This is a genomic window from Bacillus sp. AFS029637, from assembly GCF_002584985.1.
Classification (GTDB): domain Bacteria; phylum Bacillota; class Bacilli; order Bacillales; family Bacillaceae_G; genus Bacillus_A.
The window spans coordinates 67771-89825 of sequence record NZ_NUPZ01000026.1 but is presented as its reverse complement, the minus strand read 5'-3'; the positions used below and the strand labels follow the sequence as shown (position 1 = coordinate 89825).

The window sequence follows — 22055 nt, the reverse complement described above, 5'->3', positions numbered from 1 at the left end:
CTTTCTCCACAGCCTGAAAAGAGCCAACTCATAAGAGTAGGCTCTTTTAGTTATCTACTATGTCCAATTGTTTTCTTATTTCCGTATGTCCTTTTCAGCAATAACATCGTACTGCTTCTCTCACAAGGATTTTTATAGCCGGCCAATCCCAATATAATGTAGTCCGTTTTTTACTACTTCATTTCGTTCAAGACAATTACGGCCATCAACGATTTTACATCCTCGCATTAATTTTTTTACTCGTTGCCAATTAAGTGTTTTAAATTCATCCCATTCTGTGGCAATAACTATACAATCCGAATCTGTAATAGAGGACTCCAATTCAGTATGTTGTGTAACTTGTTTTTTTACATGAGAAGGGAGAAGGGCTACTGGATCATAAGTATGAATTTCGTAACCGAGCGGGATTAGCTTTTCAATAAGTGTGACAGCGAGAGAGTCACGTGTATCATCTGTATTTGGTTTAAAAGAAACCCCTAAAATTGTTAATCTGTTTGAAGAAGGATCTTTTAAATGATTTCTGATTTTTTCAATATAAAGATCTACTTGTGTCGAATTGATAGATTGCACAGCTTGTAAAATAGGGACTGATACTTGTTTACTATTTGCTGTGTAAATTAATGAATGCAAATCTTTCGGAAAGCAGGATCCTCCATAACCAAGTCCTGCTTGAAGAAAGTCGGGATTGATTCGGGAATCATACCCAACTCCTTTTGCTACTTCAGTAATATCAATATGATAAGCGTCACAAATTCTAGCAATTTCATTTATAAAAGATATTTTCGTAGCTAAAAAAGCATTAGATGTATATTTAATCATTTCCGCGCCGTCTAAACTTGTATGAAAAAACGGTGCTTGAATACCTTTATAGAGTGCATGCATAATTTCTAGTGACTTTGTGTCATCTTTTTGTATACCTATGACGGTTCTATCTGGAAAGAGCATGTCATGAACAGCTGAGCCTTCACGAAGAAACTCTGGATTAGAAACGATATTAAAAAGTGAGGGTTCTACACCTTTTTTTATAAGCATTTCGCTCATAAATTGGTTGGTACCTGGTGGAACCGTACTTTTCGTAATAATAGTTTTATATGATTTTATGTTTTGAGCTAATATATCAATAACAGAGTCAATATATTTTAAGTCTGTTTTTCCATTGGACATGGGAGGAGTTCCTACAGCAATAAGAATAACTGCTGTTTGTTGAATAACTTGACCAACATCACTACGGAATTGTAACCGATTGCGATTTTTGTGCATAAGTTCTGTTAAACCTGGTTCATAGATAGGATACTCTCCTTTTTGGAGAGCGTTAATTTTATTTTGATCTTTATCAACACAAATAACATGATGTCCTAAATCGGCTAATACTACTGCTGATGTTAGTCCAACATAGCCAGAACCTATAATACATATATCCATAAAATAATCATCCTTTTGAAATTAGTGCTAGTTTTTCCTTTTAAATAATGATGCAAAAGAAAAACAACTCGAAGTATGTCTTTTGGAAGAATCTTACTCCAAATTGTTTGGAAGTATTCTTATACCATATTTGATTTTAATTTGTTCCAATGATTATGTCTATCGAAGAAAATACGTTTCAGTATATTTGGTTCTATGTCTAAAACCTATCATAACCTGAGCAGGTAAGGGAGTCCCAAATTTTGTGCGATAACTTATGCGTGACGGGGATTTTTAAGTGCTTTTGAAGCTTTTGAAACAAAGGGGAAATGTCTTTTTATTAGTTTTTTAAAAATTGGTCGAGATTACCATACGGAAATATGACAACTACTTGAAAAATTATGTTGACACTTATCGTAAGCGCTTTTATAATCAATTTGACAATAATGAAAATCACTATCACTTAGGGGTAGCAGGGGGAAGCCATTCATGACATTCAAATTAAAAGTATTATCTGCAGCTGCGGTAACATCTCTTCTTTTTACGGGTTGTGCAAAAGAGGAAACAAAAGCAACGGAAGCACAAAATAAAAAGACAGAACAGACAGTGAAAAAAGAAGAAACAAAACAACAAGAAGTGGATTTTGTACAAGCTTACAAGGATGGAGTAGCTGAACTTGAAAAAGCGAAAGAAGGCAAAGAGGTTGACTTTGATAAAGTAACAAAGTTATATAAAGAAAAATTACAACCTCTTGTTCAAAAGCGAGATGGTGAATTCAATGAACAAATCGACCAAACAATTACAGCTGCATTAGAAGCAGGGAAAAAGAAAGAAATGGAACCAATGGTTGTAAAGCAACTATTTGATAAATTAATGCAAAAAGAGTTTTTCCAATCGATGCGCCATGAATTTAAAGAAATCGACACAAACTGGGGCAAAAAAGATGTTGTGAAAAAAGAAATGGATGAAGCACTTGCGTTTTATAAGGGCGTAGAAGGTACAGTTGGAAAACGCGATACAGCGTACGGTACACAAATGGCTTCTCAAATTAAAGGCGGCTTTGATGAAATGCAAGCTGCAATTGATAAAGACGACAAACTTGCATTTGCACTTGGTAAGCAAGTTGTAGATAAAACGATAATGAAAACATTCTACCTAGCGACAGGTGGAGTACCACATGGCTATGCTACAAAAATGGTAGAAGCAGCAAAAACTGATGAAAAAACAGCAAAAATTGAGCAAGCAGAGGGATGGGCATTTTATCAAGCAATCTATCCGTACATAAAAAAAGCAGCTCCTGAAGATGCAGACTTTATCTTAAAGCAGTTTGATTTGAAAACGGATGTAAAAACAGTTGATGCAAAAGCAGTAAATCAAGCGTTTGTACGTGGATTCTCAAAAGTTGCATTAGGTGAGTATAAAGAAAGCCAAGAAAACTTCGGAAAAGATAAAGGTCCTATTACAGCATTAGAAGGCGCGTTGTTCATTAATATCATTGAAAATGATTTAAAATCAGTACTTGGCGAACAGCAAACAGTAGAGTTAACAAAAACAGCACAGTCTTATTTAGATGCAGTAAAAGCGAAGAAGAAAGAAGATGCTGATAAATTGTTACCACAACTTGAGGGCGCGTTAAATAAAGCTATTGAAGCAGCGAAATAATCTGCTCATACGTATACCTTTTTGAAGAAACCTTGTCTTGACAAGGTTTCTTCTTTTACATAGTGTAGTTAAGGGTGGTGAAATGAATGAAAGTACTAATTACTGGAGGGGCTGGTTTTATCGGGAGTCATCTTGCTTTAAAGTTGTTAGAACAAGGAAAGCAAGTTGTACTACTTGATAATTTCCACTCCTATTATGCGAAATCACGAAAACAGTTTCAGCTTGAACAAGTGCAGCGATCTGGAAATGTACCATTTTATGAGTGTGATATTTTGCATAAAGAAGATGTGAAAGCTGTTATGCAGCAAGAGAAGGTTGATGCAGTTATTCATTTAGCTGGATTTCCAGGCGTGAGACCATCGCTTGAAATGCCAGGTGCTTATATTGATATTAATATAAAAGGGACAAGTAACGTATTAACATGCGCAGGAGAAGAAAATGTAAAAAAAATCATTGTGGCATCCTCTTCTTCTGTGTACGGAGAGCAAACAGGAATGCCTTTGAAAGAGGAAATGGCGAACGGCCGTGTCTTATCTCCTTATGCGGCATCGAAGTACGGGATGGAGTCACTTTGCCATGCTTATCAATATATGTATGGATTTCAAATGAATATTTTACGATTCTTTACCGTATATGGTCCGTGGGGGCGCCCTGATATGGCGATAGCAAGCTTTATTCGAAAATTATTACGTGGTGAAGAAATTGTTGTATATGGAAAGGGAACAGGAAGAGATTACACATACATTGATGATATTACAGAAGGGATTGCTCTTACGTTAGAGTCGAATGGAAGCGATGTCTACAATTTAGGTTCAAATGCACCAATTTTAATGACTGAATTGCTTGCACAGCTAGAGAAGCACTTCCCGCTTATGCGTGTAAATAGAGAGGCGCATCGTAAAGGAGATGTAACATCGACATGGGCTGATATTTCGAAGGCGAAAAATCAGCTAGGATATGAACCTCGTGTATCATTTGCAGAAGGGTTGGAGCAGACTATTGCTTGGGCGAAAGAATATCCGGATACTGTTTAATCTTTGTGGGATTTTCTTGTTATGTGTTTTTTTTGTTATATCGTGGCAGTCATTTGAAATGTCTTCTTTGTGGGGAAAACTATATGAATTATGGAAACATCCTTATACCTTAATAGTTATTATTGTGATGTATGGCGTTGCATTTTTCTTTCGTGCATACGCTTGGAAATTGTATCTTCATCATCATATTACAATGAAAGAGGCTCTATATGGATTGTTTTATAGTTTGTTTATTAATCATGTTTCTCCATTGAAAGTAGGAGATGCTGTTCGCATTGCGATCATTACAAAAGAGAAGAAAGTGACATTAGGAGAAGCGACACAATCGGTTGTTATTCTTCGTATATTAGATTTACTTATTCTTGGTGTATTTGGAGCAGTAGGAATGTTTATATTGTGGGGGAATGTTTTACTGAATGTTCCTGTTATCCTTGCTTGCATATGTATCGGAAGTGGAGCGTTGTTTCTTTTATACAAGAAAGTACCGCAATTTGTCGAAGGACAATGGAAGCAACTAAAGACTGTTTTGTTTACAATACAAGGCGTTATCATTATCTTACTAATTGTAATGAGCTGGATTTGCGAAGCTTTTGTCATTTATGAGATTGCGAACTCACTTACATTCCTACAGGCTGTTTGGGTGAATAGTGTGACCATAGCAGGACAAGTATTTCAATTAACACCAGGTGGTCTTGGGACCTATGAAACGGTAATGACATTTGCGCTAAGGGCACTTGGAGTAGGTGAAGTGGCAGCATATGAATGGTCATTAATGAGTCACGGCTTTAAATTTATATTTTCTTACGGTGTGGGTGCAATTCTGCTCGTCTTATATCCAATGGAGTTGCGCTCAATAGTCAGTCAGAAGGGAGAAAACATCCGGTGGAAGAAGTAAAAAAAGCATCAAAGTTTGAAAAAGTTGCAGCCCGCTGCTGGAACTTACTGAATGAAGGAAAACCGTTTACGCCTATTTTTGTATTCGGTACATTTTTATTGTTTTCTATCTCGCAGTTTGGACAAAATGGTTTTATCTCAGCATTTTTTAGTAGCTTTGTCCTCATTGTACCTTTACTTGTTTTATATTATTTGTTTGATTTCCCATTGTTTTTAAGAAATTATTTATGGTTTCCGTTTATTGCATATTTAATTGTATTTAAGACGGTACATTTACCATTATTCTTTTTTGCATTAGGATTATATTTCTTCTTTACAATTCTATTTTGGGGAACTTTATATTATCATTTGCGAATTGGTACATCATGGTTGAACTTCACACGGTTTTGGAAGCTGGTTTTAAAAAATAGTGATTCTACAAGTGGGAATGCACAAGAACAGATGCCAAAGTTCTTACTGCTACTTTCACTTTGGTATTACTATTACGATTTCTTCCAAGCAGGCGGTACATTTAACGGTATAGATTGGAAAGTGCTGTGTATATTTTATGGTGCTCTTCTTATATATACGCTTATTTTACACCGTAATTTATTTGATTGGCAGCCAAAGGCAATTTCTAGCTATACAGAAAACATGCCTGAAAATCAAGAGGCATTAAATGAAAAAGTAGTTGTAATTGTGATAGATGGTATGCGAAAAGATCGTTTTGAGGCGGCACATACACCGTACTTAGATTCCCTTCGAAAACAAGGGACAGAGTTTTTAAATATGGAAACTGTATATCCAGCTCGTACAGTTGTATGTTTCTCATCTATGTTTACAGGAACATATTCCTTTGAGCATGGGATTAAATCGAATATGGTTTGGAAGCATGGAGTGAACGTAGAGAGTATTTTTGATTCTCTTCGTAAAGTGGATAAAACAGGGAAGATGTTGGCGGTTGCTCATCTTGTAGACGCGTTTGGCGATGATGTGGAAACATTTACTGCTGTGATGAAAAATGATGTTGTTGACTCGAAAATTATGGAGAAAGCAAGAAAGATTATGGATGAACAAGATCCAGATCTATTTATCGTCCAGCTTATTTCTACAGATCAAACAGGTCATAGTCGCGGCGTACTATATGATGAATATTTACAAAAAATTCATGAAGCAGATCAGCATGTGAAGCAATTTATTGAGCATTTGGAGAAAACAGGAAAAGCAGAAAATACGACATTTATCATTTGTGCAGATCATGGGCAAGCGGATGGTATTGGTGGTCACGGTCATTTAGACGAAGGAGAACGCTTTGTACCATTCTTTATGTACGGCCCTCATATTGCTCAAGGTGTAAAAGTAGAAGAAAAGAAGAGTCTTGTTTCTATGGCCCCTACAATTGCTTATTTATTAGGAGCACCGTATCCATCTCATAGTCGGGGTCCTGTCTTAGTAGAAGCGCTAAAGGAGCAGGAAAAAGAATGAAAGTAATTGTTTTTATACCCGCATTAAATGAAGAGGATTCTATTGCACATGTCATTCAAAAAGTGCCGCGTCATTTTCATCCAAGTGTAAAGGTAGAAGTGCTTGTTATCGATGATGGCTCAACTGATAGAACGGTAGAGGTTGCAAAAAAGGCCGGGGCTGATCACATCGTTTCACTTGCAAAAAACGGAGGACTCGGTGCAGCTGTCAGAGCAGGGTTGCAGGAAAGCTATCGTCTTGGGGCTGATATTAGTGTAATGATCGATGCTGATGATGAGTACCCAGCTGATGAAATTCCGAATGTACTTGAACCTATCTTTATGGGAGAAGCAGATTATACGATGGGTTCTCGTTTTAGAGGAACCATTCAAGGAATGAGATTACATCGACGTCTTGGAAATTATTGCTTTACGACGCTGCAATGTTTGTTATTACGGAAATGGATTCGAGATGGGCAGTCAGGCATGCGTGCTTTTTCTAGGCAAGCGATGGAGCATGGGGAAATTATTCACGATTATAATTATGCACAAGTCATTACTTTGAATTTAGTACGAAAAGGATTTCGAGTACAAGAAGTACCGATTACTTATAAAGTACGAAAAACAGGTGAGTCTTTCATATCGTTTCGTAAGTATATGACACGTGTATTTCCAGCGATTTGGAGAGAAATGACGCGTCCAGTAGAGAAAGTAAGTATAGACTATACGGCTCATGTATTAATAGAGGATAAGAGGTGCTCGTAGCGAGCGTTTCTTATCTTCATAATGAAAGTAGTAATAATTATCGTTAACCTCGGGAGGAACGTTCATGAAAAGAATCATTACATCATTATTTGTTAGTATTTTCTTACTATTCTCGGTGCAACCAACTGCATTTGCTTATTCGTATGGAAATCCGAACGAAGAAAAAGTAGCTGAAGCATACAAGCAGATGGTTACTAAGTTAGATGAAAATCCGGCAAACTTTAAAGAAGCAAAAAAAGCATATGAAAATGTGCAAGAAGAAATTGATCAGCATATGGGAAAAGAACCTTCTAAAGCAATGATGAAGGACTTTGATAAACAAAATAAAGAAGATATTATTGCTGATATGCAAAAAATTCTTGCGCTTAATATTAATCGTCGTTTAACAAATGTAGACGAAAATTTTAAAGACTATGATACAAGCAAACGTTTATTAGCTAAAGCATTTGCTACATATGAAGCGTTATCACCAGCTGTTGGTGAGCACAATAAAGAGCTAGATACGAAGTTAAAGGATGAATTTAATAAAGCGTTAGAATCATTAGGAAATCCAGGCTTATTTGGAGTAGGTCAAAAAGAAGCAAATCAAGAGGCTTTCAAGAAAAGCAAAGACGTTATTTTAGCAGAGTTACAAAAAGAGTTTAAAATTAAAGACTTTAAAGTTGGACACTTTAGTGCAAATAGTCAAGAAGATCAAGCAGCTTCTGATAATACGGGGAAAACAGAGTGGACAGATTTAAGCAGCCTGAAAAACTGGGCTCCAATCGTAGTGATTGTACTTATACTTGTTGGGGTCATTGTATATGCTGTAAGAAAACGCAAGTAAGGGTGAGGGGGAAGAGCAATGCAACTTCAGGCATTTCTCATTACATTTCGTGAAGTATTAGAAGCGCTGCTTATCGTTGGGATTATTACAACGTACTTAAAGCGCACAGATAGTAAGCAGTATGTGAAATATGTTTGGCTAGGAGCAGGGCTTGCGGTTGTAGCAAGTTATATTGTCGCCCTAGTTTTCCAAGTTGTATTTACTGGTTTTGCTGCTATGGGGAGTGAAATGTATTTAAAAATATCCATTATTTTCATTTCAGCCATTTTACTTACACAAATGGTATTTTGGATGGCAGAACATAGTAAGAATATGACAGCTAACATGGAAAATAAAATGAATCAGTATATTACGGCTGGAAATATAATTGGAATGGTCGTGCATTCTTTCCTTGTTGTACTTCGAGAAGGTGTAGAAACTGTGTTCTTCTTCGCAGCTATTACTGGTGGAAATATTGGAGAAGCGATGAAAGGCTGGGGAGCTATATCAGGTCTACTCGTTGCAGCAGTTGTTAGCTTCTTATTCTTTAAAGGAACGATGCGTATTTCACTCAAAGTATTCTTTAAAGTAACAGGTGCATTTATCGTATTAATTGCAGCAGGACTTCTTGTACAAGGTGTTGCTATGCTTCAAGATTTAAAGATACTTGGTAGCGTAATGCCGCATGTATATGATATTACTTGGCTACTACCAGAGCATCCTATTGATTATGAGCATTATCTTCGTGATCATGGTACTGCACCACTTCTTTCTGGTGATATCGGCATTTTCTTAAAAGCATTTTTAGGATATTCCTCAATGCCGTCCATTGAAGAAGTACTTGTGTATATCGGATATTTTGTAGTGTTGTACATGTTAATTATCTTTAAAAAGCCTGTTAAAAAGAAAGAAATAATGGAAGAAAATAAGTCAGTTAGTTAAAGTACAAGGTGTTTTCCTTGTACTTTTTTTGAAGAAAGGAAATGAGATGAAACAAGTACTACGTATATGGGCAGTTATCCTTATTATTAGTGTGATTTGTATTCGTTTTTTCTATGCAAGTCCGTTTGCAGCAACGTGGGACGAAGTCGATTTTACACTTGCTTTAAAGCAATATGACATATTAGCGATGCAGCCCCATTTCCCAGGGTATCCTTTTTTTATTTTAGGGGGAATGATAACGCATATTTTTATAGAAAATCCTGTGCAATCGTTAGGGATTTTTAATGCCATTATGGCACTTGGCGCAGCTTTCCCGATGTATTGGATTGCACGCCATTATGTAAGTAAAACGAGTGCTCTTATTGTTGTAGCTGTCTTACAAACGAGCGGTTATTTCTCTATTTTAGTAACGCAACCTATGTCAGAAGGCGCAGCTTTAGCAATTGTATGGTGGTATATATGGAGTATAGAACGTGCCTTTCGCACAAAACGTTTTCAAACTCAATTCTGGCCAATTCTCTTCTTTGCGCTATTAATGGGTATAAGGTTATCCTATGCACCGTTTGGAATTGCACTTATTTTATTATTATGGCAACAATGGCATGAAGAAAAATGGCGATTTATAATCTTATTTTGTACAGCTGTCCTTTCACAACTAGTTTGGGTCAGTGCTCTTATTTGGAACATTGGTGGAATCAGGGGGCTATGGGAAATTTCTTTTGGATTTGTAGGAGGCCATTTTACCGAATGGGGTGGAGCAGTTACAGATACGAGTGAATCACTTATTTCACGTCTCTATCGCTTACTTTCTGAAAACATCATCTTTGCAGGAATAGGTATCCACTCTTATTATTTAGTAGGTTTCTTTTTGTTCTTTTTGTTTCTATTTGTTTTACAATGGAAAAATATACGTTGCTATCCAAAGGTTTTGATTGCTCTTGTAGCTTTCTATTTTCTGTGGAATTTATTTGGACAAAACATTGATAAACCTCGTCACTCTTACCCAATTGTAGCGATGTTACTTTGCATACTTGCTATTTCATGGTTAAAAACACATCGTGGTATTATCTTGCTTTTGTTTGCAACCAGTCAACTTATGATAAGTATACCGCTCATGAAAGAACAACATACGGAGGTACCAGCAACATATCAACTCGCGTCATATTTAGAGAGAAAACAAGAGCCGTTTATCGTATACACTTGGGAAGAGACGAGGGTTATGGAATATTTACAAATGCCGTATGAACATAAACGTTTTTACACATATTCATATTTTTTACAAGATAAAAAATATCATAAAAATGAGAATATATATGTTACCAATCATCTCATTGAAGGATTTCAAAAACAAGGAATTCATATAGAAGGACAAGTTGAAAAGGAAGCCGTCTTTCATTCAAACCCATTATTTGATCCTGTTTATCATGAAATAGTTTTATACAAATGGAAAAAGGATTCTGTTGTAAAGTAAGTAAAACGCAAGTAATATTGTGATAATTTATACTTTCATTAATTGTTAAGTGATTAACCCTCTATTTCTCAATTTTAATACAGAGAAATGGGGGTTTTTATTTTGGGATTTATAACGCTAAGCTCATTTCCCTGACGATTAACCCGTTTTTAACAAGATTAAGATAAAATTTGTGTCTTAATGTCGTTTTCAGGTCAGTACCATTTATATGTGCTTGTTTTGATCCCTAAAGATTTTAGGTGTAATATCTGTGTATTTTTTGAATGTTTTTGTGAAATGACTCTGGTCGTAAAAACGAAGCAGGTTCGAAATGTCCGTCAAGGAAAGGTCTGTCGTTATCAGCAGCTTTTTTGCTTCATTGATTTTTTCTTTATTGATAAAATCTAATACAGAAAATCCGGTGATTGCTTTAAACATCGAGGACAGGTAATTTGGGTTTAACCCAGTAATTTCAGAGAGCTGTTTCACCGATATAGGCTCGTAAATATGATTTTTAATATAACTTTCGCAGACTCTGACTGGCTTAGGGAATTTGTGTTCATTTATCTGATTTACCATTTTTGTAAACTCGATTGCAATGGTGTTGCGGTAATCTTGAAGCTGCTTTATATCATCTATTTCCTCTATGCACTGGATTGCCATGTCGCTCATGGTGTACGCCTGTTCCGGATCCAGCCCGCCTTCGATCGCTGCCCGTGTTACAAGTGTTGTATGACAAATGCTGATGTTTTTTTCACTTCGAAGTGAGCTTTTCTTTGAAAGAACTCCAAAGTTATCGTGGAGATTCTTTCTAAAATGTGAAATCGTTTTTTCAAGATTACCCTCCCTTATATACTGGAAGTAATTTTGTTCATATATATAAGGATGGTGAAGCTCATTGTTTTGTTTCCTATTCGACGAAATGTTTTCGTAGTTGTCAGCAAAATTTGTTTTGAAGTTGTTTTGGTATGTGTTGAGATCGGACAACGAGACAAAATCTAATTTCTGCCCATACAAAATATAATAGATTAACTGACTTAAATGTAAGAGTGTGTTAAAACTGACTATCGGAAGAATGTTGAAATAACTACAAAGCTTTGCCTTGTCTACCAAGGAAATTTTCTCTTTGGAAACTACTATATTTACGGTTTCAGTGTCCATTCTTGAGCAGATTGAAGGACCAATAACAAATTTCCCACTATATGTGTTGTTTGTGTACAAGTTTACGGCAACGAAATTCTCGGAAAATTTCGTTGACTTGAAAATGGGAAGATTGTGATGCTCACTGCTTTGAAACAAATCAATGATTGTATTATGTATATTTTCGTTAAGAGGGTTGTTCAATGCCGTACCGCCGGCAGAAAATATTATATCATTTGAGCTGCTTAGGAAACAGACAGATATGTCAAATAAATTTGATAATAAACCGCAAATATTCTCAATGTTTTCAGTTGGATTTTTTTCGGATTTTGACAAATTCAAGACAATACGACCTCCTTGCTTTTTATAGAAAATCTTTTAAAAATTTCACAATCAAACTATACAATATATCTAAGAATAATACAATAAAGCGCTTTCTTGATATTGTAAATTATAAGAGAATTATATTTTAATACACGGTTTGAAAAGTTACATACTAACTTAATAGCAGGAGAAATATTTTTTACTGCTATTACCAGCCTTGTGGGTAGCGTCTTATCAGACAAAACTAGAAAGCAAAAAAATCTATCTTTATGTTTCTAGCGTGATTATCGTAATCGGTATTGTGTTTTACATTATACAAAACGTTAAGACCTTTTTTATCGTAAGTACATGGTTCCTTCAGAAGCACAAACTACTGCCGGTGGGATAAAGTTAGAGTACATTAAAACCGTGATATTGGAGGTAAAAAAGATGGCGAAAAAATTTGTATTTGATGAGGTGCCTGTTGTTCAGACGAAAGCAGGTCAATTAAAAGGCTATTTTTATGATGGAATTCATATTTTCAAAGGAATTTCTTATGCACAGGCAAAAAGGTTTCAAATGCCAGAGGAATTAACTCCATGGGAAGGTATCAAAGATGCTACATCATATGGATATGTATGTCCACTGATGCAACAGGATAATCCAACCGCAGAACTGATGGTGCCACATCGTTATTGGCCTATGGATGAAAAATGCCAGAATCTTAATATCTGGACAAAAGTTCTTGATAAAGATGCTAAAAAACCAGTTTTGGTATGGCTCCACGGCGGTGGCTTCACTGCTGGATCATCCATTGAGCAGGTAGCATATGACGGTTTTAATATGAGTCAACTCGGTGATGTAGTAGTAGTGAGTGTGAATCACCGTTTAAACATTCTTGGATATATGGATCTTTCACCTTTTGGAGAGAAATATAAAAATTCAGCAAATGCTGGTCATGCTGATCTTGTAGCAGCTTTGAAATGGGTTCACGAAAATATAGCTCAATTTGGCGGAGACCCTGAAAATGTTACGTTGTTTGGACAGTCTGGTGGTGGTATGAAAGTTACTGGTCTTATGCAGATACCGGCTGCCGACGGACTTTTCCATAAGGGAATTGTTATGAGTGGTATTGACGATGGTAAGTTAATGCCTCAACAAAATGGTGATGGAAGAATGATTGTAACAGCAATGCTTGAAGAATTAGGACTTACAGAAAAGGATGTGGAGGCTTTAGAGACACTTCCTTACAGTGAACTGGTAAAAGTCTATGGAAAAGTATCTCCAGCGATTATGCAAAAGGGCGGCTATATGGGCTGTGCACCACTAAAAAATGAGTATTATCTTGGAGAACCTCTTATACATGGCTTTACCGAACATGCAAAAACTATTCCATTAATGGTAGGCTCTGTATTTGGTGAGTTTGCATTTAATCTAGCGACTTCTAATAAATATGAGCTTTCTGATGATCTAGAAAAAGAAATGCTTTGCAAGAAATTTGGTAAGCATACACAGGAGCTTATGGAGTTGTTTGTAAAAGCTTATCCTGAAAAGAAAGCGGTGGATTTATTGTTACTTGACAGAATTTTCCGTACGCCTTCTAAAGAACTAGCAAAACTTTTGGCAGAAGGAGGAAAGGCTCCTGCTTTCTTGTATAATTTTACTCTGGAATTTCCGATTGCTCATGGAAAGGCAGCATGGCATTGTTCAGACATTCCTTTTGTCTTCCATAATACAGATAAAGTTGAAATCTGTAATATGGATGGCATTTCAGATGAACTGGAAGAAAAGATATTCCAAGCAGTCATCCATTTTGCACAAACCGGTAATCCAAATCACCCAGGGCTACCTGAGTGGACAGCTGTGAAACCAGAGGACGAGCCTACTATGATTTTTGATCGAGATTGCAAGGTTCTTCATAATTATGATGATGAATTGATAAATTTATTTAATGAGGTATGCGGTCCTATCAGTCTTGCAGAGTTATTCGATCAGAACGTTCAGCATTAAGAAAAAGTACCATAATCACCCGTTAGTCGGGAGGGGGGTGCACTATCCATCTCAAAAATACCATCTCTTTGTTTTTTATAGCAAATATTGTATTAAACAGTTTGAAAACGAAATGCTATGTATTTTGCTATTCTAAATCACTAATTTGGGCTTGTGAAATTATATACAACTCAAAAGGGGGAGAAGTATTATGGAAACAATTAAAACACCTTTTACGCGATTGGCTGTGGGGATCTCAATTGGTTTTGGATTGATGCTTATGGGCTTCCTGACTGTTGGTGCAATATTGATACCACTAAAGGTTATGACTATTGATCCTAAGGGTTACGCCGCATCCTATGGTCTGGTGGCAGGAGTAAGTGCAATTTTTGCCTTAATCGGTAATCCAATTGGTGGTGCCATCAGTGACCGAAGCAATGTGACTTTTGGAAGACGCCGCCTTTGGATTTTGCTTGGTTCACTGCTCGGTTCATTATGCATCATGTATATTTATTTCTCGAAAACGGTTTTAGGCGTCGTGATGGGATGGGCAGCGGCACAGTTTTTCTTTAATTTCAGCTGGGCAGCTTATACGGCTTTAATTCCTGATCAAGTAGAAGAATCCAAAAGAGGTACCATGTCTGGTATATTTGGTATCTTATTGCCTCTGTTCATGACTTTAGGAATGATATTGATTCAAATCATGAATAATGCAACTGATTTCGTTAAGTTCACAACGTTTGCTGCTATTGGTGTTATCGGACCAGTCATCAGCTTGTTCTTGATAAAAGAAGGCAAGGTGGAATTTGTTAAAAAGAATAACAATAATACTGGATCCTTCGTTGAAAAAATAACAAAATTTTATCCAAGTCCAAAAAAATTCCCTGAGTTTACATGGGCTTTATTTTCAAAGTTCCTACTTATGCTAGGATATTGCAGCATGTTCTATTTAACAATTATGCTAGGTGATCGTATGCATATGGATAAGGAACAAATTACATCAACTTATGCTAATATAATGATTTTTGGTAATATTTTCACTGTTATTGCCAGCCTTATAGGTGGTGTTTTATCAGACAAAATCAGAAAGCAAAAAATATTCCTTTATATTTCTTGTGTAATTCTAACACTTGGTATTTTATTGTACGTTATACCAAGTGTTCAGGCCTTCTATATTGCTGCTATTGTCTGTGCTATAGGCGGAGGTTGCTTTATGGCTGTTGATACAGCTATGGTTGCCCGCGTGCTGCCTAATAAAGATGATGCTGCTAAGGACTTTGGAATCATGAACGTTGCTAATTCTCTACCACAATCCATAGTGCCTGCAATAGGACCACTGCTTCTTTCAATAGGAGGCTGGAACTTCTTTTTCATATTCCTTGCGATTATGCCGATTATAGGTATGTTCGCGATTATGCCTATACCAGAAGTAGGTCATAAGTTGAAATCTGAAAGAGAATTGGAAACAAATAAGTTAGGCGATATCCAGGCTTAAACGATAGTGGAAACAGAATGAAGAAGTTAAAGTATTTACAAATAAACTATGAAGGAATCTTCTATGTAACACAATAAATTATACGGAAAAATAGGAGGAAACATGAGTAAGAGAGCGGTAATTTTTGATTTAGATGGGGTCATTGTTTCAACTGATGAGTTTCATTATGAAGCTTGGAAAAAAATGGCCGATGACGAAGAGGTATATTTTGATAAAAAAATAAATGAACGGCTCCGTGGAGTGAGCAGAATGGAGAGCTTGGAGATTATTTTGGAAAGGTCAGAAACGCTTTATACTTTACAAGAAAAAGAGGAGCTGGCTGCAAGGAAAAACACTTATTACAGAAATCTGCTTAATAAATTGTCAGAAATGGATATTCTTCCTGGGGTTATGAATGTGTTAAAAGCATTGAAGGAATTAGGTGTAAAGACAGCTATTGGATCTTCTAGTAAAAATACGCCCTTTATACTGAAAAGAATCAAACTTGACGGCTATTTTGATGCTGTGGCAGATGGAAATGAAATAAAATACAGCAAACCACATCCTGAGGTTTTTCTGTTAGCAGCAGAAAAATTAGGAATGGATGCTTTTGAATGCGTTGTCATTGAAGATGCTGATGCTGGCATTGAGGCAGCAAATGCTGGAGGTATGAAATCTGTAGGAGTAGGATTTGCAGCGAACTGTGCAAATGCAAAATATAGAGTAAAAGATTTATCTTTACTATCAATAGATGAATTACTAAAGGATTAAGGAAAGGAAGGTTAAAAATGATGAATTTAAGAGAAAAGCCATTTTATTTAAATGATGAGGATATCCAATGGGTAGAGAAAACAATAGCTTCCATGACAGAGGATGAAAAAATATGTCAGTTATTTTGTTTAGTTGCTTATTCTGATGATGAGGATAATATAAAAAATCTAGCTGCAAAGTATATGCCTAGCGGATTGATGTGTAGACCTATGCCAGCAGCTGAGGTTGTTAATACAGTGCGTATCCTTCAAGAAAATTCAAAAATTCCTATGCTGATTTCAGCAAACTTAGAAAGTGGCGGTAATGGTATTGTACAAGAAGGAACAATGATAGGATCTCAGATGCAGGTTGCTGCTACTGATGATGATGAAATGGCGTACAAGCTTGGCGTTGTTGCTGGTCGTGAAGGTTCAGCAGTTGGAGCTAACTGGGCCTTTGCACCAATTATTGATATTGATTATAATTTCAGAAACCCGATAACTAATACACGTACTCTTGGTTCAGATCCAGACAGAGTTCGCCGTATGGGTGTTCAATATGTAAAGGGTGTTCAGGAATATGGTGTAGCTGCCTCAATAAAGCATTTCCCAGGTGATGGTATGGATGAGAGAGATCAGCATTTAGTTACATCTATAAATTCCATGTCCTGTGAAGATTGGGATAAAACCTATGGAGCTGCCTACAAAGCTTGCATTGAAGCGGGTGCTATGACTGTTATGGTCGGTCATATTATGCAGCCTGCATATACTAAGAAACTTAATCCACAAATAGAAGACAAGGATATGTTACCTGCTACACTATCTTATGAATTAGTAACGAAGCTATTAAAAGAACAATTAGGCTTCAATGGGCTAGTGGTAACAGATGCATCATCAATGGCTGGTATGGTAATTCCAATGACAAGAGATAAGGTAGTACCACAGGCTATTGCCGCTGGTTGTGATATGTTCCTATTTACAAAGAACATAGACGAAGATTATGAATATATGAGAAGAGGCGTGCAGGAAGGAATTATTACAAAGGAAAGATTAAACGAGGCTGTAACAAAGATACTTGCTCTTAAAGCGGCATTAAAGCTTCATAAAAAACAAGCGGAAGGAAAGTTAATACCTTCGCTGGAAGAAGCATTAAAGGGGATTGCTACTGAGGAACATAATGCTTGGGCAGCTGAATGTGCAGATAAAGCAATCACATTAGTAAAAAAGGAAGAAGGGGTTTTACCTATTGATCCAAAAAAATATAAGAAGGTGCTGTATTACGATATAGAGAGCCAACAAGGTATAGCGTACTCAGTTAGAACTGGAGTTGCTAAAAAGGTTAAGGATCTTTTAGTAAACGAAGGTTTTGACATAGACGTATTTAAACCAAGTCCAGGCTTTGAAGGTTTAGCTAGTAGTTACAAAGATATTACTGAGAAATATGACCTGATAATATATTTAGCGAACATGGCAACAAAAAGCAATCAAACCACAGTACGTATAGAATGGGCCCAACCTATGGGTGCTAATGTTCCTGTTTATATGTCAGCTGTTCCAACTATTTTTATTTCTGTAGAAAACCCTTATCATCTTTTAGATGTGCCAAGAGTTAAGACATTCATTAATACTTATAGCTCAAATGATCATGTATTACAGGCGTTAGTTGATAAATTGATGGGGAGATCAGAGTTTAAGGGCACAAGTCCTGTAGATGCCTTTTGCGGTAAGTGGGATACTAGGTTGTAATAATTATTACATTCATTAACTTTTCGATAAAACCTGCACCATTGACGCCGAAATAGACTTGGTGAAAAAAGGACTTACTGTGCAACAACAGTAAGTCCTTAATCTGTTTGTTATCGTGAGAGAAGCACTAACGTTGCTGCATGCATTAAATATTGTAAGTGTTTAAAAAAATCAAAAAATGATAACCGATACTACGTCAAGAAAATAGACACAGTTTTTTCTACAGTGCTTTCACTTGGTGGCAGCACCTTTTATTAGAATTGTCCCCTTGGTTTAACAAATGCTTTTTTGTAAATAATATGTTCGTTAAACAATTAATTAAGGGGGACTTGTATGCCACAGGATCGAAAAGTAGAAGTTCAAAACGATGCATACGAAGGAAAAGAGATCATACCAGATAATCCACAATATGTACCGCGTCACATGCAAATGGAGCTGCCTCACGAATTTTCTATAAATCCTCTGTTTGCCCGCGAAGGAGAAGCAGCCGTTCCGCGCTTTCACATGCCTGATAAAGGCATGTTACCAGAAACAGCGTATCAAATCGTCCATGATGAAATTGCTCTTGATGGCAATGCCCGCTTGAATCTTGCAACATTCGTTAGCACATGGATGGAGCCTGCCGCAGAGCAATTATATGCCAAATCATTCGACAAGAACATGATTGACAAGGATGAATATCCACAGACAGCCGAAATTGAGGAGCGGTGTGTCCGCATTTTAGCCAACCTCTGGCATTCGCCCACCCCCACTACGACTATGGGTGTTTCAACAACTGGATCGTCGGAAGCATGTATGCTCGGGGGGCTTGCGTTAAAGAGACGCTGGCAAAACGCACGCAAAAGCGAAGGGAAACCGGTGGATCGTCCCAATATTGTGTTTAGTTCTGCTGTTCAAGTCGTTTGGGAAAAGTTCGCGAACTATTGGGAGGTTGAACCACGCTATGTGAAGGTTAGCCCAGAGCATCCCCAATTGGATCCTCAGGGGGTCCTCGCTGTCGTGGATGAAAATACGATTGGTGTAGTACCGATTCTCGGTGAGACTTATACCGGACTTTACGAACCGGTTGCCGCCATTGCGAAAGCGTTGGACGATTTACAGGAGAGGACGGGCCTCGATATTCCCATGCATGTGGATGCGGCTTCGGGGGGATTTATAGCACCGTTTCTTCAACCAGATTTAGTCTGGGATTTTCAATTACCGAGGGTGAAGTCTATCAATGTATCCGGACATAAGTATGGATTAGTCTACCCTGGATTGGGTTGGATAATTTGGCGGGAAGCTGAAGATCTCCCTGAGGATCTAATCTTCCGCGTCTCCTATTTGGGCGGAAATATGCCGACTTTTGCTCTGAATTTCTCTCGTCCTGGCGCGCAAGTGCTCCTGCAATATTACAATTACCTACGTTTGGGGAAAAGTGGGTACTATGATGTCCAGAGGGCTTCTCAGAAAGTCGCTCTTTTTCTTAGTAAGGCGATTCAGAAGATGGAACCGTTCGAACTTTTGTCCGATGGTTCGGATATTCCGGTTTTCGCTTGGCGACTGAAAGATGGTTACACATTAAACTGGAATCTTTATGATTTATCTCGACAATTGCGTGTGTTCGGCTGGCAAGTACCCGCTTATCCATTGCCTCCAGATATGGAAGAGGTGACGATTATGCGCGTTGTGGTTCGAAATGGATTATCAATGGATCTCGCGCATTTATTTTTGATGAACCTCAAACAGGCCGTTGCCTTTCTGGATTCCCTGGACGGGCCTATGCCACATGATACGAAATGTGATAATGGGTTTCATCATTAAAAGGGGAAAGATCCCATAGTCATTAAGTCGACCAATAAGAATATGCTTTATATAGAAGAAAAGTTTATATCAATTATCGGTTTGGGGAACAGATTAAGCACTCGATCTGATAAATAGACGGAGAGATTCCACCTATTGATTCAAAAAATATGAAAATGGGTAATAGAATTTTTAGCTTATGGGAAAAATAACACTATAAAACAAACTAAAAGAGCCAGCTCATACGAGTAGGCTCTTTTAGTTATCTACTATTTTCAATTGTCCTCTTATTTTCTCCGGTATGTCCTTTTCAGAAATAACGTCGTAAGAATACACATACTTACCTTTTACATGAATTTTCAAGTAAGTTTTTCTTATAAAATCATTAGGAGTGTTCGTTCCTACTGTATATTCTTTCTCATTCCTTAATTCATCAACACCTTTTAGTGAGTACATAGCTCTTCCTTTATGATGGTAATCTGGAACGCCATATCCTTTCGCAACGGCGTATACATTTTTTTCTTCAGCAATAGGATTAAATCTGTCCAAATCCCCGCGTAATATGAAAGGTAGTAAGTATATAGGAAGGCCTATTCCTATTATGCAAATTACAAATTTTTTCATGGTTATTTCTCCTTTTGTTCATTTACATGTTTCAGTATAGAAAAAAATTCTTATGAATAAAGGGAGATTTTCTTAAGATTTTCTTAAAAAGAATTTTAAGGTTATTTTAACCAAAATTTTCATGAAAATCCCTTTAAAAAGAACAAGAGTTCGTATATAATGAGAACAAACGTTCTTTTGTTGGGAGTGATTACCTTGTATGATTATTTTCTTTTACCGAATCGTATTATTCTTTGTGTAGATCTTCGTAGCTTTTATGCGAGTGTATCATGTATTAAAAAAGGACTAGATCCACGTTATACAAAGTTGGCTGTTGTAGGAGATGTGAATCAGAGCGGATCAATCGTATTAGCAGCAACACCGCCGTTAAAAGCGTTAGGAATAAAGAAGATGGCAAGATTGTACGAAATACCGAAGCGACCAGATATTATTATTGTGAATCCAATTATGCATACGTATATGAAGTGTTCAACCTATATAACAGGCTTAGCTTTACAGTATGTTGCGCCGGAAGATTTTCATCAATATAGTATCGATGAATTTTTCATGGATATGACCGCAAGTATTCATTTGTTTGCGAGTAATCCGCACGAGTTCGCATTAAAGTTCAAACGAGAAATATATGAACGTACACGGATTGAAAGTACGATTGGTATTGGTCCGAATTTATTATTGAGTAAAGTAGCGATGGATGTGGAAGCAAAAAAGAATAGGGATGGAATTGCGCAGTGGACGTATGACGATATACCCGAGAAGTTATGGAGCATTAGACCGCTCAGTAAATTTTGGGGTATATCGTATAAAACGGAAATGAAATTGAACCGAAAAGGTATACATACAATAGGGGAGTTAGCGCAGTACCCTTTGAAATATTTAAAGCAGTCGTTTGGTGTAATAGGAGAAGAATTGCATTTACACAGTAACGGGATTGATTTTAGCAGAATAGCAGAAAAGTATGTTCCGGCAACAACATCTATAGCGAAAAGCCAAATATTATTACGTGATTATTCGATAGAAGAGTTCATCGTTATTTTACTAGAGCACATAGAAGAAGTTTGTTACAGGTTGAGACGAGAAAAGAAATGCGCACAAACAATTCATTTTTCAGTTGGATATAGCAAGGAATACGGCGGGGGAATAAAAAAGGCACATACGTTAAATAGAGCAACCAATTTAACGATGGATATTTATAATGTTTGTACATATTTTTTATATGAGCGCCATACAGGAGAACCGATTCGATCGATAAGTATTTCGCTAACTAATTTAATAAATGAAGGGGAAGAGCAAATTTCGCTTTTCGATAACATTGTACAAAGAGAAAAAGAAATGCGATTAACGAAAGTTATGGACGAAATTCGAACACGATTTGGTAAGAACAGTATTTTACGAGGTATTTCTTACACAAGCGTCGCAACAGCAAGATATAGAAACACATTATTAGGAGGGCACAAATCGTGAAGAATGCTAACATGCCAAAAGGAAGAGGAATGGTAAAGTGGCAACCGTTTGCCAGCATGCCAGAGCAGTTTGTAGTGATTAAAGAAATGATACAGGAACAAACAAAAATCCCGCGTCCAATTTTAACGCCAGATGCACAAGAAAGGATTGAAAATAAGCTGTTAATTTCATATTTAGGTGAGGAAGAGGTTTTACTTACATATTATAAAAATGGCTATCTATATAAAAATTACATAACAGTAGTGGATATTAATCCATTAATGGAGACGATTACTTGTACCGATGCTTTTCATAATCAAAGAATGTTTAAGTTTGGTGATGTAATCGAGGTTGATTAGAATACTTTTCTATGCAGTAGGTTTATTTTTAGCAGTCTACTGCATAGAAAAATA

At 36.8% G+C, this 22055-nt stretch carries 18 protein-coding genes; 15 read left to right on the top strand and 3 right to left on the bottom strand.

Going from position 1 to position 22055, the window contains the following annotated elements; genetic code table 11:
* Positions 1 to 132: 132 nt before the first annotated feature.
* Positions 133 to 1422 (bottom strand): UDP-glucose dehydrogenase family protein, encoded by a 1290-nt coding sequence (locus COE49_RS15275; protein ID WP_098945954.1) that lies wholly within the window; start codon positions 1420 to 1422, stop codon positions 133 to 135.
* Positions 1423 to 1890: 468 nt separating this feature from the next.
* Between COE49_RS15275 and COE49_RS15270 the strand changes: the two genes are divergently transcribed.
* The 8 genes from COE49_RS15270 to COE49_RS15235 all read left to right on the top strand — a co-directional run bounded on the left by COE49_RS15270 (position 1891) and on the right by COE49_RS15235 (position 10416).
* Positions 1891 to 3063 (top strand): hypothetical protein, encoded by a 1173-nt coding sequence (locus COE49_RS15270; protein ID WP_088229590.1) that lies wholly within the window; start codon positions 1891 to 1893, stop codon positions 3061 to 3063.
* An 86-nt stretch (positions 3064 to 3149) separates the two neighbouring features.
* Positions 3150 to 4097 (top strand): SDR family NAD(P)-dependent oxidoreductase, encoded by a 948-nt coding sequence (locus COE49_RS15265; RefSeq protein ID WP_098945953.1) that lies wholly within the window; start codon positions 3150 to 3152, stop codon positions 4095 to 4097.
* Positions 4063 to 4992 (top strand): lysylphosphatidylglycerol synthase transmembrane domain-containing protein, encoded by a 930-nt coding sequence (locus COE49_RS15260; protein WP_098882365.1) that lies wholly within the window; start codon positions 4063 to 4065, stop codon positions 4990 to 4992. The genes COE49_RS15265 and COE49_RS15260 overlap by 35 nt, the downstream gene beginning before the upstream one ends.
* A complete protein-coding gene (locus COE49_RS15255; protein ID WP_098882366.1) occupies positions 4980 to 6455 on the top strand; it encodes an alkaline phosphatase family protein in 1476 nt (491 codons plus the stop codon). Before COE49_RS15260 ends, COE49_RS15255 begins: the two co-directional genes overlap by 13 nt.
* The gene (locus tag COE49_RS15250) at positions 6452 to 7198 is read left to right on the top strand and encodes a glycosyltransferase family 2 protein (RefSeq protein WP_088229586.1); all 747 of its coding nucleotides are present in this window, start codon (positions 6452 to 6454) and stop codon (positions 7196 to 7198) included. The genes COE49_RS15255 and COE49_RS15250 overlap by 4 nt, the downstream gene beginning before the upstream one ends.
* Before the next feature lie 64 nt (positions 7199 to 7262).
* Entirely contained in the window at positions 7263 to 8024 is a 762-nt protein-coding gene (locus tag COE49_RS15245) for a hypothetical protein (RefSeq protein WP_098252510.1), read from the top strand.
* 18 nt (positions 8025 to 8042) lie between these two features.
* Positions 8043 to 8945 carry an FTR1 family iron permease gene (locus COE49_RS15240; RefSeq protein ID WP_088229584.1) on the top strand — a complete coding sequence of 301 codons (903 nt, stop codon included), beginning with the start codon at positions 8043 to 8045 and terminating at the stop codon, positions 8943 to 8945.
* Between the two features lie 46 nt (positions 8946 to 8991).
* Positions 8992 to 10416: a hypothetical protein gene (locus COE49_RS15235; RefSeq protein WP_098252509.1), complete on the top strand. Its 1425-nt coding sequence runs from the start codon at positions 8992 to 8994 to the stop codon at positions 10414 to 10416.
* 204 nt (positions 10417 to 10620) lie between these two features.
* On the opposite strand, the gene COE49_RS15230 is transcribed toward COE49_RS15235, so the two are convergent.
* On the bottom strand, positions 10621 to 11877 hold the full coding sequence (locus tag COE49_RS15230) for an AraC family transcriptional regulator (RefSeq protein ID WP_098945952.1): 1257 nt from the start codon (positions 11875 to 11877) through the stop codon (positions 10621 to 10623).
* A 411-nt stretch (positions 11878 to 12288) separates the two neighbouring features.
* Here COE49_RS15230 and COE49_RS15225 point away from each other — a divergent pair, with 411 nt between their 5' ends.
* The 5 genes from COE49_RS15225 (at position 12289) to gad (ending at position 19599) form a co-directional block, all read left to right on the top strand.
* Entirely contained in the window at positions 12289 to 13848 is a 1560-nt protein-coding gene (locus tag COE49_RS15225) for a carboxylesterase/lipase family protein (RefSeq protein WP_098945951.1), read from the top strand.
* Between the two features lie 190 nt (positions 13849 to 14038).
* Entirely contained in the window at positions 14039 to 15322 is a 1284-nt protein-coding gene (locus COE49_RS15220; protein ID WP_098945950.1) for an MFS transporter, read from the top strand.
* Positions 15323 to 15424: 102 nt separating this feature from the next.
* Positions 15425 to 16072 carry a beta-phosphoglucomutase gene (pgmB, locus tag COE49_RS15215; protein WP_098945949.1) on the top strand — a complete coding sequence of 216 codons (648 nt, stop codon included), beginning with the start codon at positions 15425 to 15427 and terminating at the stop codon, positions 16070 to 16072.
* A gap of 17 nt (positions 16073 to 16089) precedes the next feature.
* Positions 16090 to 17796, top strand: a complete 1707-nt coding sequence (locus COE49_RS15210; protein WP_098945948.1) for a glycoside hydrolase family 3 protein — start codon at positions 16090 to 16092, stop codon at positions 17794 to 17796.
* A 333-nt stretch (positions 17797 to 18129) separates the two neighbouring features.
* Positions 18130 to 19599 carry a glutamate decarboxylase gene (gene gad / locus COE49_RS15205; protein WP_098945947.1) on the top strand — a complete coding sequence of 490 codons (1470 nt, stop codon included), beginning with the start codon at positions 18130 to 18132 and terminating at the stop codon, positions 19597 to 19599.
* A gap of 237 nt (positions 19600 to 19836) precedes the next feature.
* Here the strand turns inward: gad and COE49_RS15200 are convergent, their stop codons facing one another.
* Positions 19837 to 20202: a YxeA family protein gene (locus COE49_RS15200; protein WP_098266264.1), complete on the bottom strand. Its 366-nt coding sequence runs from the start codon at positions 20200 to 20202 to the stop codon at positions 19837 to 19839.
* 195 nt (positions 20203 to 20397) lie between these two features.
* On the opposite strand from COE49_RS15200, the gene COE49_RS15195 reads away from it, so the two are divergent.
* Entirely contained in the window at positions 20398 to 21663 is a 1266-nt protein-coding gene (locus COE49_RS15195) for a Y-family DNA polymerase (RefSeq protein WP_098252501.1), read from the top strand.
* Positions 21660 to 22001, top strand: a complete 342-nt coding sequence (locus COE49_RS15190; RefSeq protein ID WP_098945946.1) for a YolD-like family protein — start codon at positions 21660 to 21662, stop codon at positions 21999 to 22001. The genes COE49_RS15195 and COE49_RS15190 overlap by 4 nt, the downstream gene beginning before the upstream one ends.
* The last annotated feature ends 54 nt before the right edge of the window (positions 22002 to 22055 follow it).